Source organism: Solitalea canadensis DSM 3403 (assembly GCF_000242635.2).
Taxonomy (GTDB): domain Bacteria; phylum Bacteroidota; class Bacteroidia; order Sphingobacteriales; family Sphingobacteriaceae; genus Solitalea; species Solitalea canadensis.
Map to the genome: position 1 here is coordinate 32276 of NC_017770.1, position 15147 is coordinate 47422.

The window sequence follows — 15147 nt, forward strand, 5'->3', positions numbered from 1 at the left end:
AATACACTAATTATTTCCCGCTATGATTAATTGGCTTGTAACAAAAGCTCCTTGGCATTAAGAATTGCACTTTCTCCAGGATTTTCACCACTTAGCATCATGGCAATTTCCTTAATGCGTTCATCCGTAGTTAGCTTTTTAATACTGGTAGATGTTTGCCCATCTCTATTCTCTTTGTAAACAAAGAAGTGTGACTGACCTTTGCATGCTATCTGTGGCAAGTGAGTAATAGTAATCACTTGCATGTTTTCTGCATATTTATGCATTACATTTCCAACTTTACGAGCAATTTCTCCCGACACTCCTGTATCAATTTCATCGAATACAATTGTTGGTAATGCATTGTATTTAGCAGAAAGACCTTTTATTGCCAGCATTAAACGCGATAGCTCTCCACCGGAAGCAACTTTGCTCAAGTCTTGTGGTTTGAAGCCTTGGTTTGCTGAAAACAAAAACTTGATTTGATCCAGACCTGTTACAGTTAACTGATCATCGTTAAGAATGGTGTTCTCCACTGCAAAAACTGCACTAGTTAATCCCAACTCTTTTAATAATTCAACTACCTGGCCTTCCACATCTGCAATTGCTTTACTACGTTGTGCAGATAATTTCTTAGCAACTGAAAGCAGAATGGAGTACTCTTCCTCAATTTTAGCGGAAAGAGTTGCAATTTCTTCATCCAGATCACTAAAGCTGTTAAGCTTTGTATTTAATGATTGTTGAAGATCAATTAGCTCAGCAATGGATGATAATCGATGTTTTTGCTGTAATCTGAAAATAAGATCAACGCGTGCATTCACTAATTCTAAACGCTCCGGATCTATACTGGTACGATCTGCCATTGTTTCAATCTCAGTCGCCACATCTTTCAGTTCAATCTGTGTACTGCGCAAACGATCAGCTATGGTAGCAATAGAAGTGTTATATTTTTCTAATGTCGAGATAACATGAATTGCATCTTTCAATTGAGAGAGTATTGGAGTTTCTCCTTCATTTAGAAGGTAAAAAGCCCCAGCTAAACTGCTTTTAATTTCTGATGCATGAGAAAGGAGTTGCTGTTCTTTTTCTAACTCTTCCTGTTCTCCATTAATTAATTTGGCCTCAGCTAATTCGTTAAATTGAAACTGCAAATAATCAATTTCAGCTTTACCCTCCTTACTCTGCGTAATTAGATCAGAAAGTTTTTGTTGCAGTTTTTTATAAGCGCGAAATCTTGTTTTATATGATTCAACTTCTTCCGTATGTTGAGCGAAACCATCAACAACCTGAAGCTGAAAATTCTGATTGTTTATTTGCAATGTCTGGTGTTGAGAGTGAATGTCAATCAGCTGTTCTCCTAATTCTTTTAATAAGGATAAATTAACCGGTGTATCATTTACGAATGCACGTGACCTTCCATCGACAGTAATTTCTCTTCTAACAATGGTATGATTACTATAGTCAATATCATTATCTCTGAAAAAGGCCTCTAAATTATACTTGCTGATATTGAAGGTTCCTTCAAGTACACATTTCTGATCTTCTTTAAAAAGTGATTTTGAGTCAGCACGCTCTCCTAAAATAAGACCGAGCGCACCCAAGATAATCGACTTTCCAGCCCCGGTTTCTCCCGTAATGATGGAAAGATGATCTGAAAACTCAATATCAAGTTTGTCAATAATTGCGTAATTACGTATGGAAAGGCGGTTTATCACAAAAGAGCTCCTCTGATTTTTAAATGGCTAAGGTAAAAAATGCTGTCTAATTTTTGGAACCTTGTTCATATTTCCCATAATTTGATGGGTCAACGTTTTTTAAAACAGCCAAAATCTTTGCTTTTTGTGTAGGATCTGCCTTTTGCAAAACTTGAGAAATCTCCTCATTCTTGGCTGTGAAGAACGTCAGGAATATAAAGGCTGTTGGTTTATCACGATAGGGACGTTCTAGTAATAGTAGAGAATTCAGTAAATCACTTCTACCCTTATCAATATTTGCATTGAAAGTATCTAAACCTTTTCTGTGGTAGATATAGCTCATATCTCTAACAGGTTTAAATATGCTATTTAGTAAGTTCTCGGCTAACCAATAACGATTTGTATTATTCTCATAAGCTTTCCAGCCTGGGAAAATAGAATTCTGAGCCTGATTTACAACGTTCTGTGCCTTTGTGAAATAAGGAGTTCCTCCTTCCGGTGTAAACGTATCATAATCAAGACCTACGATAATATTAGCATAAAAGGCCAGCAACATGGCAAGATTGCTATTCTCAGGTGAGTTTTCATTGTATTCCAATGTTTCCAACTCTGAGTAGGTGAACTTCCAATCTCTGTCCTGAATATTTAAAACCGGTGTATTATAAGACGTTCCAAATACAGGTCGTGAAGATTGAATCTGTGCACTAGCATCAAACTGTGAACTTCCGTCCCACTGATTAACAGTAATAATAATGCTTGCTTCTATACGTTCCTGGGGCTGAATATTATCGTTTGACCACTTTTTACCATTAATAAAATTGGTGATCTGCGTTTCAAGAGTCTGGAATATGCGAGTGTCTTGTGTTGAGACTTTTGCAAATACCACCGAAACCCGGCAATTAAGATCTTGTCCAAAGGAAGAAAGCGTTATTGAAACGCCTAAAATCGCCAAAAAAACCTTTTTAAGCATGTAATAAGGATAGAATTTTATTTACAATATCATGAGCAACTTCTGTTTTTGTTTTTAGCTCAAAAACTTCAGTATGACCTTTATTATCCAGGATCGTTATTTTATTGGTGTCACCCTGAAACCCGGCTCCATTATCATTCAACGAATTAAGAACAATAAAGTCCAAGTTCTTTTTTTCCAGCTTTCCTTTAGCATGCTCCAATTCATTGTTAGTTTCAAGTGCAAAACCGACCAATAACTGTTTCGGGCCTTTTATTTTTCCCAGCTCTGCTAAAATATCTCTGGTTTTAGTTAGCTCGATTGAGAACTCTTGTTCTGTTTTCTTGATCTTTTGCGTTGCAACTTCAACCGGAGTATAATCAGCAACTGCAGCGCTCATTATAGCTAGGTCAACCGACGGAAACACTTTTACACAGTTATCAAACATTTCTTTAGCAGAGGTTACAGCTATTACTTGAATATTCTTGTGGAGAGTCTTGAGATGAGTAGGGCCGCTAACCAATGTAACATGTGCTCCATGCTCTGCCAGCGTTTCTGCAAGTGCATAACCCATTTTGCCACTTGAATGATTGCCAATAAAACGTACAGGATCAATCGCTTCATAGGTTGGCCCGGCTGTAACTAATACATTTTTGCCATTTAATGGCTTTTGAGCAGTGATCACTGAGTTGATAAAATCAAAAATATCTTCAGGCTCGGCCATTCTTCCTTCGCCTATCAAACCACTGGCTAGTTCTCCATGCGTGGGTTTTATTAAAGTATTACCGTATGAAAGTAGTTTACCAATGTTTTTTTGTGTTGATGGATGTCTCCACATATCCAAATCCATTGCGGGTGCAAAGTAAACAGGACATTTAGCTGAAAGATAAACAGCGCTAAGAAGATTGTCACAAATGCCATTTGCAAATTTTGCTATTGAATTGGCACTGGCAGGAGCAATAACAAATGCATCTGCCCATAACCCCAATTCAACATGATTAGTCCATTCACCTTCTTTATTCTTAACAAACTCAATGTTTACAGGATTTTTGGATAGAGTTGATAATGTTAAAGGGGTAATGAAGTCACCAGCACTTTTAGTCATTATAACTTTAACATCAGCACCTGCCTTAATAAATAAGCGCACCAGTTCCGCCGATTTATACGAAGCGATACTGCCGCAAATACCAACTAATATTTTCTTAGACGATAGCATTCATCAAAAATGCGTCAAAAAAAGCATTCTTACAAAGAATATATGGAACGATTATAAGAGGAGGGTTAATACAATTAAACAAAGCAGGCTGCAAGATAATTGCAGCCTGTTTTAGTATTATTCTTTAGTAGGATTTCTAAAGTAAACTTTGTTTTCAAGAAATTCCTGAGTAGCAATAAGCGTTGGTTTTGGAAGACGCTCATAATGTTTAGAGATTTCAATTTGCTCTCTGTTTTCAAATACTTCCTCCAGATTGTCGTTAGAAGTTGCAAATTCAGATAACTTGTTACCCAACTCCTCTTTCAATGCCGATGCAATTTGATTAGCTCTTTTGGCAATGACTACAACACTTTCGTAAATGTTATCAGTTTCCTTATCAAGCATTCTCACGTCACGAGTAACGGTCGAATTTGGAACATTGCTTTTTAAATTAGACATACCGTATATTCTAAATTATTGATTATTTACTTGTTTATTTTCTTCTGCTTGCTGACGTTTAGTAATAGTTTCTAATTGTTTAAGCGAAGCATTATTGTATTGTTTTGCTTCTTTCATGAAACGACTTTCAGGGAATGTCTCAACAAAAGAATTATATGAATCTACTGTAATATTGTAGCGTTCTTCTTGTTTACTTTCAAAACTGTTTTTTGCGTATAAGTAGTTGCTCTTGATAACTAAGAATTCAATTTCCTCGCGGTAAGGGGTGTCTGGAAAATCTCTTAATGAATTTCTAAGCGAAATAACCGCTGATTTATAATCACCAATAGTTAAATACAATTTAGCATTTTGAAACGACTTAGTTTCTAGTTTATTTCTTAATGCATCAATCATTTTATTACATTCTGAAATCTTTTTGCTTTCAGGGTATAACTCTACAAACAATTGAATTGCCTCTAAGGCTTTGTAGGTATTACTTTGATCTAACGAATAGGCAGTAGGAGATTCTTCATATAAACATTTAGCCGCCATAAAGCGTGCTTCTTCAGCATATTTTCCTCCAGGGAATTCATCCGCTAATGTTTTGAATTGAAAACGGGCCTCCAACAGGTCTGCTCCAAGGTAGTAAGTACTATAAGCCATACCGTATGCAACATCTTCGGCTTTTGCAGTACCTCTATAAGGAATCAAAAGTGATTCGTACAAATCATGTGCACGTTGGAAGTAAGTAAAACTTCCCCCTTTTTTGTTTTTTATTAAATCACGACCTTTATTAAAGTACTCGACAGCTTTTTCGTACTTCTGGAGGTTATCTCCACTCTCTTTCAGTTTCTCGAAGTTACTCTTACAACCGCCCAGCAAAACAAGAGACACTGCTCCTAATATGTATAAACGCTTAATTGATTCAGTTTTGAACATCCTGCAAAGATAGATTTTAATTTTATTTATATCAATTGGTTAAATAAGTTATCCTAATGCTTTTTTCCATTAACTATTGGAGTTGCAATACATAAACGTTAACTCATGTTATTTCTTATTTGAAGCAGAAAAAATCCTTTTATACATAATGATAAGTTAAATATAGCTTGCTATATGGGCGGGATTATAATGTGTTATAATAATAAGGCTGCCATTAACACTGTATCATATACTATAAGGCCTGCTGGATATTTATTATATAACATAGTATACCTTATAATATAAGCATTCAGGATAACTCGGGCTATTCTGCTCAACTACTATATTATATATACAGTATGACAAAAAGGGAACCTTATAATTACACCCGTCAAAGTAGAGCTGATCTCTTGCAAGTGTTGTAGTATTATTGTTTTGATACGTTTTGAAATGTTTTTGCTCGAAAAAGCACTAAATGACCCAGGGGTGCTCTCCCTTCTCCTTGAGGAGCAGGGTGGGGGATGAGGTGGAATTAAACTTTTTAGTACAGTTTATCAGGCAGTTAGTAAAAGGTGGTAAAAATAGTTTAGAAATAGTTTGGCGGGCGGATGAATTTTTCTACTTTTGCACTCCCGAAACGGATGGTACGGGGCAAGGTTGAAAGGGTGTAAGGGGCGGAAGTTTCGCAAGAAACGGAGCCTGGACAAAGGGAAAGAGAGGGAGGAGAAAAAGTTAAAAAACTTTTTGGAGAAGTGAAAAAGAGTGTTACCTTTGCAGCCCGCTAGAGAGGGAGAGAAAACATTGAAAAGAGGGTAAAGGAGCTTGAAAAGGCAAAAAAAATAAAAAAAATATTTTTTTGAAAATTAAAAAAGATGTTTACCTTTGCAACCCCAAACAGACGGAAGGTCGGTTTGAAAACTGAAAAAAAGAAAGCGGGATAAAAGGAAAAGGTCGCAAGACTGGACAGGTTCGACTCCTGGGATATCCACGAAAGTTAACCAAAAGTGTTAACAACAAGTTCTTTGAAGAGATGAGAAATAGCGCAGCGCGAGCAGGTAGCAATACCTGGTCAAGCTAAGAATAACTGTCAATCCAAGAGACAATCCCGAAATTAAAAATCGGGACCTTTTCCGTAGCGATACGGAAATAGGAACAAACTTAAAGTATACAACGGAGAGTTTGATCCTGGCTCAGGATGAACGCTAGCGGCAGGCCTAATACATGCAAGTCGAACGAGATTAGAGACTTCGGTTTCTATGAAAGTGGCGCACGGGTGCGTAACACGTATGCAACCTACCTTCAATTGGGGGATAGCCTTCCGAAAGGGAGATTAATACCGCATAAGATATCAGAATGGCATCATTTAGATATTAAAACTTTGGTGATTGAAGATGGGCATGCGTTGCATTAGCTAGTTGGTAAGGTAACGGCTTACCAAGGCTACGATGCATAGGGGATCTGAGAGGATGGTCCCCCACACTGGTACTGAGATACGGACCAGACTCCTACGGGAGGCAGCAGTAAGGAATATTGGTCAATGGACGGAAGTCTGAACCAGCCATGCCGCGTGCAGGAAGACGGCCCTATGGGTTGTAAACTGCTTTTGTCGGGGAATAAACCTAGATACGTGTATTTAGTTGAAGGTACCCGAAGAATAAGGATCGGCTAACTCCGTGCCAGCAGCCGCGGTAATACGGAGGATCCAAGCGTTATCCGGATTTATTGGGTTTAAAGGGTGCGTAGGCGGTAAATTAAGTCAGAGGTGAAAGCCTGCAGCTCAACTGTAGAACTGCCTTTGATACTGGTTTACTTGAGTACAGATGAAGTGGGCGGAATGTGACAAGTAGCGGTGAAATGCATAGATATGTCACAGAACACCGATTGCGAAGGCAGCTCACTAAAGTGTAACTGACGCTGAGGCACGAAAGCGTGGGGATCAAACAGGATTAGATACCCTGGTAGTCCACGCCCTAAACGATGATTACTCGCTGTCGGCGATATACAGTCGGCGGCTAAGCGAAAGCGTTAAGTAATCCACCTGGGGAGTACGGTCGCAAGATTGAAACTCAAAGGAATTGACGGGGGCCCGCACAAGCGGAGGAGCATGTGGTTTAATTCGATGATACGCGAGGAACCTTACCCGGGCTTGAAAGTTAGTGAATGATTTAGAAATAGATCAGTCAGCAATGACACGAAACTAGGTGCTGCATGGCTGTCGTCAGCTCGTGCCGTGAGGTGTTGGGTTAAGTCCCGCAACGAGCGCAACCCCTATGATTAGTTGCCAGCATTAAGATGGGGACTCTAATCAGACTGCCTACGCAAGTAGAGAGGAAGGCGGGGACGACGTCAAGTCATCATGGCCCTTACGTCCGGGGCTACACACGTGCTACAATGGATGGTACAGAGGGCTGCGACCTAGTAATAGGAAGCCAATCTCAAAAAGCCATTCACAGTTCGGATTGAGGTCTGCAACTCGACCTCATGAAGTTGGATTCGCTAGTAATCGCGTATCAGCAATGACGCGGTGAATACGTTCCCGGGCCTTGTACACACCGCCCGTCAAGCCATGAAAGCCGGGGGTGCCTAAAGACTGTAGCCGCAAGGAGCGGTTTAGGGCAAAACTGGTAATTAGGGCTAAGTCGTAACAAGGTAGCCGTACCGGAAGGTGCGGCTGGAATACCTCCTTTCTAGAGAAGGATAGCAGTTAAAAAAATAGCTGCTGCGCTATGAAAATCTCATTTCAAAAATAATCACAAGAGAAAAACCCAAGTACCGGTAGGAAGGGTAGATTGATCAGCAAAGCCTACTGCCTACAGGAACAAGAAAGAGTCCCGTAGCTCAGTTTGGTTAGAGCACTACACTGATAATGTAGGGGTCAGCAGTTCAAGTCTGCTCGGGACTACAAAACGATCTTGGGGAATTAGCTCAGCTGGCTAGAGCACCTGCCTTGCACGCAGGGGGTCAACGGTTCGAATCCGTTATTCTCCACCAAGACCGTCATTCAAAGGAATGACAAACGGTCAAGAAGTTCTTTGACATATTGAAAGAAGTTACCTGTAAGAAGGTAAACGAGCAACAGATAGAATTAATTCTATAATGTAAGCATAAGACGCAAGTCTTAGTAAAGAAAGTTACTAAGGGCGCACGGGGGATGCCTTGGCTCTCAGAGGCGAAGAAGGACGTGATAAGCTGCGATAAGCATCGGGGATTGGCAAATACGAATTGATCCGGTGATTTCCGAATGGGGAAACCTGATTATCTGAAGGATAATCGTAAAAAACGCAAACGCGCTGAACTGAAACATCTAAGTAGGCGTAGGAAGAGAAAACAATAGTGATTTCGTAAGTAGTGGCGAGCGAACGCGAAAGAGCCCAAACCAGTAATGTTACGGCATTACTGGGGTTGTAGGACAGTGCTGTGGACTATAAGATTGAACTGGAATGCTTTGGGAAGAGCAACCATAGGACGTGACAGTCGTGTACAGGCAAGATCTTATTACCTAACTGTATCCTGAGTACCGCGAGGTCGGAGACGCCTTGTGGGAATCTGCCAGCACCATCTGGTAAGGCTAAATACTACTGAGAGACCGATAGTGAACAAGTACTGTGAAGGAAAGGTGAAAAGAACCCCGAACAGGGGAGTGCAATAGAACCTGAAACCGTGCGCTTACAAGCGGTCGGAGCATCGAAAGGTGTGACGGCGTGCCTTTTGCATAATGAGCCTACGAGTTACTTCTCACTGGCAAGGTTAAGTTATTAAGTAACGGAGCCGAAGCGAAAGCGAGTCTGAATAGGGCGCATAGTCAGTGGGAGTAGACGCGAAACCTTGTGATCTACCCTTGAGCAGGATGAAGTTGCAGTAACATGTAATGGAGGTCCGAACCGGTTTACGTTGAAAAGTATTCGGATGACTTGAGGGTAGGGGTGAAAGGCTAATCAAACTGGGAAATAGCTCGTACTCTCCGAAATGTTTTTAGGAACAGCCTGGCGGTTGAGTGTGCTAGAGGTAGAGCTACTAATTGGATGCGGGGGAGTCAAATCCTACCAAATCCAGATAAACTCCGAATGCTAGACACATATACGCTGGAGTGAGGCTTTGGGTGCTAAGGTCCAAGGCCGAGAGGGAAAGAACCCAGACCATCAGCTAAGGTCCCCAAATTTACACTAAGTTGAACTAACGGGGTCCGATTGCACAGACAGCTAGGATGTTGGCTTGGAAGCAGCCATTCATTTAAAGAGTGCGTAACAGCTCACTAGTCGAGCGATCGGGCATGGATAATAATCGGGCATCAAGTGTAATACCGAAGCTATGGATAATACTCTGTATTATGGTAGGAGAGCATTCTAACAACGGCGAAGGTGTACCGTAAGGTATGCTGGAGTGGTTAGAAAAGCAAATGTAGGCATAAGTAACGATAAAGCAGGCGAGAAACCTGCTCACCGAAAGACTAAGGTTTCCTGATCAACGCTAATCGGATCAGGGTTAGTCGGGGCCTAAGGTGTAGCCGAAAGGCGAAGCCGATGGACAATTGGTTAATATTCCAATACTATCTTGTATTGTGACGGGGAGACGCAGTGGTGAAAGATCCGCGAACTGACGGAATAGTTCGTTAAAGGGCGTAACTATAGGGCTGGTAGGCAAATCCGCCGGCTTTGGTGAAACCTGAAAGTACCGCAAGCCTACGGGTGCGTGGATAGTGATCCTAAAGGCTGCCGAGAAAATCCTCTAAACTTCAGATACAAGATACCCGTACCGTAAACCGACACAGGTAGTCGAGGAGAGAATCCTAAGGTGCTCGAGTGAATCATGGCTAAGGAACTCGGCAAAATGGCCCTGTAACTTCGGGAGAAGGGGCGCCCCTTAACGGGGGCCGCAGTGAAAAGGCCCAGGCGACTGTTTAACAAAAACACATGGCTTTGCAAAATCGCAAGATGAAGTATAAGGCCTGACACCTGCCCGGTGCTGGAAGGTTAAGAGGGGATGTTAGTCGCAAGGCGAAGCATTGAATCGAAGCCCCAGTAAACGGCGGCCGTAACTATAACGGTCCTAAGGTAGCGAAATTCCTTGTCGGGTAAGTTCCGACCTGCACGAATGGTGTAACGATCTGGGCGCTGTCTCAGCCATGAGCTCGGTGAAATTGTGGTATCGGTGAAGACGCCGGTTACCCGCAACGGGACGGAAAGACCCCATGCACCTTCACTACAACTTAACATTGATATCGGATACAGGATGTGTAGGATAGGTGGGAGACTGTGAGCCGGATTCGCTAGGATTCGGGGAGTCAACGTTGAAATACCACCCTTTCTGTATTTGGTGTCTAACCCTGCTGAAGCGGGGGACATTGTTTGGTGGGTAGTTTGACTGGGGTGGTCGCCTCCAAAAGAGTAACGGAGGCTTTCAAAGGTATGCTCAGTACGCTTGGTAACCGTACGTGGAGTGCAATAGCAAAAGCATGCTTGACTGTGAGGCCCACAAGCCGATCAGGTACGAAAGTAGGATATAGTGATCCGGTGGTTCTGCATGGAAGGGCCATCGCTCAAAGGATAAAAGGTACGCTGGGGATAACAGGCTGATCTCCCCCAAGAGCTCATATCGACGGGGAGGTTTGGCACCTCGATGTCGGCTCGTCACATCCTGGGGCTGGAGAAGGTCCCAAGGGTTCGGCTGTTCGCCGATTAAAGTGGCACGCGAGCTGGGTTCAGAACGTCGCGAGACAGTTCGGTCCCTATCTGTTGTGGGCGTAGGATATTTGAGTGGACCTGACCTTAGTACGAGAGGACCGGGTTGGACGAACCGCTAGTGAATCAGTTATGACGCCAGTTGTACAGCTGAGTAGCTACGTTCGGTCGAGATAAGCGCTGAAAGCATCTAAGTGCGAAACTCACCACAAGATGAGATATCCATACAGGATCGTGGAAGATGACCACGTTGATAGGCTACAGATGTAAAGGTGGTAACATCAAAGTCGAGTAGTACTAATCATCCGAAACTTTCTGCAAAGAAAGCCTCGTTTACTTTCTGCGGTAGTAACTTCTTTCAAAAATATGTCTAAAAGAGATTCAAAAGATATTCAGGTGCCTATATCGGCGGTGTCCACCTCTTCCCATTCCGAACAGAGAAGTTAAGCCCGCCAGAGCCGATGGTACTGCCGTAACAGGTGGGAGAGTAGGTCGGTGCCGATTTTTATACAAGCCCGTTGGTGAATAACCAATGGGCTTTGTTTGTTTACAGCCCAACCCCTCGGTTGTATCCTACGAACGGATGCTGGAACAGGAACAAAAGTTGTGGAGTTTAGGCTAAAAGCTGATTTTTGTGGATCAAAAAAAGAATAATGCACGATTCCTTTCAAGCCCTTCTTCACTTGGTTATTCCCGAAGGTGTTTCAGATTATTTCAAACTGGTTGACCATAAAACGCAGGCCAACTCCATTCATATTTACCTGGAAGAACTCAATAGTATTCCCCTGGAGTACCAGTCCAACCGGCTTCAATCCAAAGGTTTTTTCGATGAAGTGATTTTACAGGATTTTCCCCTCCGTGGCCGGGAGGTGTTCTTGCACGTGAAGCGTCGCCGATGGCTGAATTTAGATAGCAACAAAGTGGTTTTCCGTAACTGGGAGGTGGTGGCCAAGGGAACGCGAATCACCCAGGATTTTGCCGCTTTTTTAAAAGCTATCAGCCGATACCAAGGCACATAGCCTGCAAACGATCGGTTCATTTTACGGCATTAGCGGTAAAAAACTGCAACGCTATTATCGGGATAAGCTTAGTGACTACTCCCTTTGGGAACATAAAGAGAATGCTCGCAAGGGACTTGTTTTTGAACAGAATATGGGACCTTTTCTATCGATTGATGAAACCTCGCTGTCTCACGGAGAACTCTATACGGTGGTGACCAACAAACAGGCAAAAGGGAAGGCAGGAACTTTAGTGGCCATTATGGAAGGCACTAAATCGGAAACGATCATCCCTTTGTTGCAAAAGCTATCGCCGAAACAACGCAATAAGGTACAGGAAATAACCCTAGACCTGGCGGGCAACATGAGTCTGATTGCCAAGAAGTGTTTTCCCAATGCCACCCGGGTGATCGATCGGTTTCATGTGCAGCAGTTGGCCACAGAAGCCTTGCAGGAGATAAGAATTAAATACCGCTGGCAAGCAATCGATGCAGAAAATCAAGCAATAGAAGATGCTAAAACAGCCCAAGTAACCTACTGCCCTCCGGTTCTCTCCAATGGAGAAACGCTCAAGCAACTGTTGGCCAGAAGCAGGTACCTCTTGTATAAAAAAGAGGATAACTGGACTGTCGAACAGGCCCAGAGGGCCGACCTGTTATTTGAACGATACCCCGATCTAAGAAAAGCCTATGAACTCACTCAAAAACTATCTTGGATCTTTAGTACTACCACAGATAAATTATATGCTTTTGCAAGATTGGCCAAATGGAACGAACTGGTGGAACAATCGGGATTCAAGTCGTTTAATACCCTCTCCAGAACAATTATTAATCACCACCAACACATACTCAACTACTTCGACAACAAAAGTGCCAATGCTTCGGCCGAATCGTTCAATGCCAAGATCAAAGCGTTCAGAGCTCAATACAGAGGGGTGGGAAATGTGAATTTTTTCCTTTTCAGGCTGGCTAAATTATATGCTTAGTCCACAGATTTTGGACCTGATCCCGGATGCTCCAGCGGAGCAAAAGATCGGTAGCAATAATGGTACGTCCAAAAAGCGATTGTGCCGTTAGGTACAAAACAGTAGCCTGTTCGGTATTGAATCGTCTAGCCATTCGCATTTAGTCAACAGACCCTTCGTGCCTCAGGATGACACATGGTTGATCAGTTTCCTTTTTGTATTTATTCTCCTGCCTCTTTTCTGAATACATAATTGGTGTTGTACCTAAAGGCACAATAATGCTGAATAAATGACTATACCTATCGAGCTGTTGCACCTAATGGCGCAATGCCTGAATGGCTTTGTATTTCCCATTGCGAAACGATGTCATGCCATTAGGTACAAGGTAGTAACCTGTTCGGAAATGAACTGTACAGCCATTCGCATTTAGTCAACAGCTCCTTCGTGCCTCAGGATGACACGCGGTTGGTTCCATTGTGCTGGTTAATAGCTAGGTAGAACATCAGCCTTTAACGAAAGGATGCTCCAGCGGAGCAAAACATCGGTAGCAATAACACCGTCCAAAAAGAAGTTGTGCCGTTAGGTACAAAACAACAACCGGTTTGGTAATGAATCGTCAAGATATTCGAATTCAACCAACAGCTCTTTCCCCTCCGAATGACACACGGTTGATTGATTTCCTTTTTGTATTTATTCTCCTGCTACTTTTCTGAATAGGTAATTGGTGTTGTACCTAAAGGCACAACGATGCGGAATAAATGACTATAGCTACCGAGCTGTTGCACCTAACGGCGCAATGCCTGTATGACTTTGTATTGCACATTCCGAAACAATGTAATGCCGTTAGATACAAAACAGCCGGCTCGGTATTGAATCGTCCAGGCATTCGCATTTAGTCAACAGATCCTTCGTGCCTCAGGATGACACGCAGTTGTTCAGTTTCCTTTTGTGTTTATTCTCCTGTCACTTTTCTGAATACGTAACTTGGTTTTGTACCTAAAAACACAACGAAAGATTGCTCCAGCGGAGCAAAACATCGGTAGCAATGACACGGAAGAAAAGAAGTTGTGCCGTTAGGTACAAAACAGTAGCCGGTTCGGTGATGGATTGCCCAGAACAGTCGCATGCAACCAAAAGATCCTTCGTGCCTCAGGATGACACACAGTTGGTTGCATTGTGCTATTTCATATTTAAGTATAACATCAGCCTTAACGAAAGGATGCTCCAACGGAGCAAAAGATCGGTAGCACTGACACATCCCAAAAACAATTGTGCCGTTAGGTACAAAACAGTAGCCGGTTCGGTAATGAATCGTCAAGGCATTTGAATTTGATGGTACACTATCATTGCATTCAACTAATTAATTTTCATTATTAGTTTTTTCTGCCTTTTAGTTTGAGTAATTTCATGGCTAAGATTCTTTTTATGTCAAACGTTGGGTTAATTATTGAGGAGAGGCCTGCTGATATAGGCAATTTTTTAGTGGGTCGGTTATTACCTTTCAGAGGAAAGCGTATGGTAGGTCCATATATATTTATTGATCATATGGGGCCTGTTTCATTAAGTGAAGGTGAAAATATGGATGTGGCTCCGCATCCTCATATCGGCCTATCTACTCTTACTTACCTTTTTGAGGGAAGTATAATGCATAGAGATAGTTTAGGTACAGAAATGGAGATACATCCGGGAGCGGTTAACTGGATGACAGCCGGAAAAGGAATTGTACACTCTGAAAGAACACCTCAACGGTTTCGTGATTTAAAGAAAACCATTCATGGATTACAAATATGGGTTGCATTACCTAAAGAGATGGAGGATTCGGAGCCAACTTTTCATCATGTTGATCAAATTGATTTACCTTATTGGAAGGATGGAGATGTTAGTTTTAGACTTATAGCTGGTGAAGCATTTGGAAGGAAATCTGCAGTACCAACCTATAGCAAACAGTTTTTCTTAGAGATACATAGTTCTTCACAACAAAAGTTAACCATTGGTCATGAATTGTTCGGAGAGGCTGGAATGTATATTTTGGAGGGTAGTATTGAGAGCGATGGTTATGTTTATGAGCCAAAGCAAATCTTGGTAGCAAAAGAAGCTACACTTTGTGAGTTTACCATTAATGCCAATACAACTGTGTACATTTTTGGTGGTGAACCATTTCCAGAAGAACGTTTCATTTATTGGAATTTCGTTGCCACAAGTAATGAACGAATTGAACGAGCAAAAGAAAAATGGCTAAATCAAGAATTTGATCCGGTTCCGGGAGAAACAGATTTTGTTCCTCTTCCTAAAGATAAGGTTAGACCAGCATCAACATCAGAACGCAAAGAATAG

The 15147-nt window shown here is 42.0% G+C and carries 10 protein-coding genes, 2 tRNA genes and 3 rRNA genes; 9 read left to right on the plus strand and 6 right to left on the minus strand.

Annotation, left to right across the window (positions count from 1 at the left end):
• Nucleotides 1-26: 26 nt before the first annotated feature.
• The 5 genes from recN to SOLCA_RS00165 form a co-directional block, all read right to left on the minus strand.
• Nucleotides 27-1694: a DNA repair protein RecN gene (gene recN, locus SOLCA_RS00145; RefSeq protein ID WP_014678421.1), complete on the minus strand. Its 1668-nt coding sequence runs from the start codon at nucleotides 1692-1694 to the stop codon at nucleotides 27-29.
• Between the two features lie 46 nt (nucleotides 1695-1740).
• Nucleotides 1741-2643, minus strand: a complete 903-nt coding sequence (porD, locus tag SOLCA_RS00150; RefSeq protein ID WP_014678422.1) for a type IX secretion system protein PorD — start codon at nucleotides 2641-2643, stop codon at nucleotides 1741-1743.
• Entirely contained in the window at nucleotides 2636-3838 is a 1203-nt protein-coding gene (gene coaBC, locus SOLCA_RS00155) for a bifunctional phosphopantothenoylcysteine decarboxylase/phosphopantothenate--cysteine ligase CoaBC (protein ID WP_014678423.1), read from the minus strand. Before coaBC ends, porD begins: the two co-directional genes overlap by 8 nt.
• Nucleotides 3839-3955: 117 nt before the next feature.
• Nucleotides 3956-4276, minus strand: coding sequence for a DNA-directed RNA polymerase subunit omega (locus SOLCA_RS00160; RefSeq protein WP_014678424.1), 321 nt, complete (start codon nucleotides 4274-4276; stop codon nucleotides 3956-3958).
• Between the two features lie 15 nt (nucleotides 4277-4291).
• Nucleotides 4292-5194 (minus strand): outer membrane protein assembly factor BamD, encoded by a 903-nt coding sequence (locus tag SOLCA_RS00165; protein WP_014678425.1) that lies wholly within the window; start codon nucleotides 5192-5194, stop codon nucleotides 4292-4294.
• Between the two features lie 1146 nt (nucleotides 5195-6340).
• Here SOLCA_RS00165 and SOLCA_RS00175 point away from each other — a divergent pair.
• The 7 genes from SOLCA_RS00175 to SOLCA_RS00205 all read left to right on the plus strand — a co-directional run bounded on the left by SOLCA_RS00175 (nucleotide 6341) and on the right by SOLCA_RS00205 (nucleotide 12834).
• Nucleotides 6341-7860 (plus strand): 16S ribosomal RNA (locus SOLCA_RS00175).
• Between the two features lie 140 nt (nucleotides 7861-8000).
• Nucleotides 8001-8075: transfer RNA gene (locus tag SOLCA_RS00180), tRNA-Ile, on the plus strand.
• A 12-nt stretch (nucleotides 8076-8087) separates the two neighbouring features.
• A tRNA-Ala gene (locus SOLCA_RS00185) sits at nucleotides 8088-8164 on the plus strand.
• A gap of 133 nt (nucleotides 8165-8297) precedes the next feature.
• Nucleotides 8298-11171 (plus strand): 23S ribosomal RNA (locus tag SOLCA_RS00190).
• 72 nt (nucleotides 11172-11243) lie between these two features.
• Nucleotides 11244-11355, plus strand: a 5S ribosomal RNA gene (rrf, locus tag SOLCA_RS00195).
• Together the 16S, 23S and 5S rRNA genes with 2 tRNA genes alongside form the textbook arrangement of a ribosomal RNA operon.
• A gap of 149 nt (nucleotides 11356-11504) precedes the next feature.
• Nucleotides 11505-11870, plus strand: coding sequence for an ISAon1 family transposase N-terminal region protein (locus SOLCA_RS23380; protein WP_042479065.1), 366 nt, complete (start codon nucleotides 11505-11507; stop codon nucleotides 11868-11870).
• Nucleotides 11871-11898: 28 nt separating this feature from the next.
• Complete coding sequence (locus tag SOLCA_RS00205) at nucleotides 11899-12834, plus strand: ISAon1 family transposase (protein ID WP_217166213.1); 936 nt, start codon at nucleotides 11899-11901, stop codon at nucleotides 12832-12834.
• Here the strand turns inward: SOLCA_RS00205 and SOLCA_RS22985 are convergent.
• Complete coding sequence (locus SOLCA_RS22985; RefSeq protein ID WP_157604475.1) at nucleotides 12818-12967, minus strand: hypothetical protein; 150 nt, start codon at nucleotides 12965-12967, stop codon at nucleotides 12818-12820. The genes SOLCA_RS00205 and SOLCA_RS22985 overlap by 17 nt on opposite strands.
• Before the next feature lie 891 nt (nucleotides 12968-13858).
• Between SOLCA_RS22985 and SOLCA_RS22990 the strand changes: the two genes are divergently transcribed.
• Both SOLCA_RS22990 and SOLCA_RS00210 read left to right on the plus strand, forming a co-directional pair.
• Entirely contained in the window at nucleotides 13859-14140 is a 282-nt protein-coding gene (locus SOLCA_RS22990) for a hypothetical protein (protein WP_157604476.1), read from the plus strand.
• A 98-nt stretch (nucleotides 14141-14238) separates the two neighbouring features.
• Nucleotides 14239-15147, plus strand: coding sequence for a pirin family protein (locus SOLCA_RS00210; protein ID WP_042479070.1), 909 nt, complete (start codon nucleotides 14239-14241; stop codon nucleotides 15145-15147).

What these genes read in the sequence shown, in the direction of transcription:
- SOLCA_RS00210 (WP_042479070.1), top strand. Translation starts at nt 14,239, where the DNA reads ATGTCAAACGTTGGGTTAATTATTGAGGAGAGGCCTGCTGATATAGGC.
- SOLCA_RS00165 (WP_014678425.1), bottom strand. Translation starts at nt 5,194, where the DNA reads ATGTTCAAAACTGAATCAATTAAGCGTTTATACATATTAGGAGCAGTG.
- SOLCA_RS00160 (WP_014678424.1), bottom strand. Translation starts at nt 4,276, where the DNA reads ATGTCTAATTTAAAAAGCAATGTTCCAAATTCGACCGTTACTCGTGAC.
- porD (WP_014678422.1), bottom strand. Translation starts at nt 2,643, where the DNA reads ATGCTTAAAAAGGTTTTTTTGGCGATTTTAGGCGTTTCAATAACGCTT.
- SOLCA_RS22990 (WP_157604476.1), top strand. Translation starts at nt 13,859, where the DNA reads ATGACACGGAAGAAAAGAAGTTGTGCCGTTAGGTACAAAACAGTAGCC.
- SOLCA_RS23380 (WP_042479065.1), top strand. Translation starts at nt 11,505, where the DNA reads ATGCACGATTCCTTTCAAGCCCTTCTTCACTTGGTTATTCCCGAAGGT.
- coaBC (WP_014678423.1), bottom strand. Translation starts at nt 3,838, where the DNA reads ATGCTATCGTCTAAGAAAATATTAGTTGGTATTTGCGGCAGTATCGCT.
- SOLCA_RS22985 (WP_157604475.1), bottom strand. Translation starts at nt 12,967, where the DNA reads ATGGCTAGACGATTCAATACCGAACAGGCTACTGTTTTGTACCTAACG.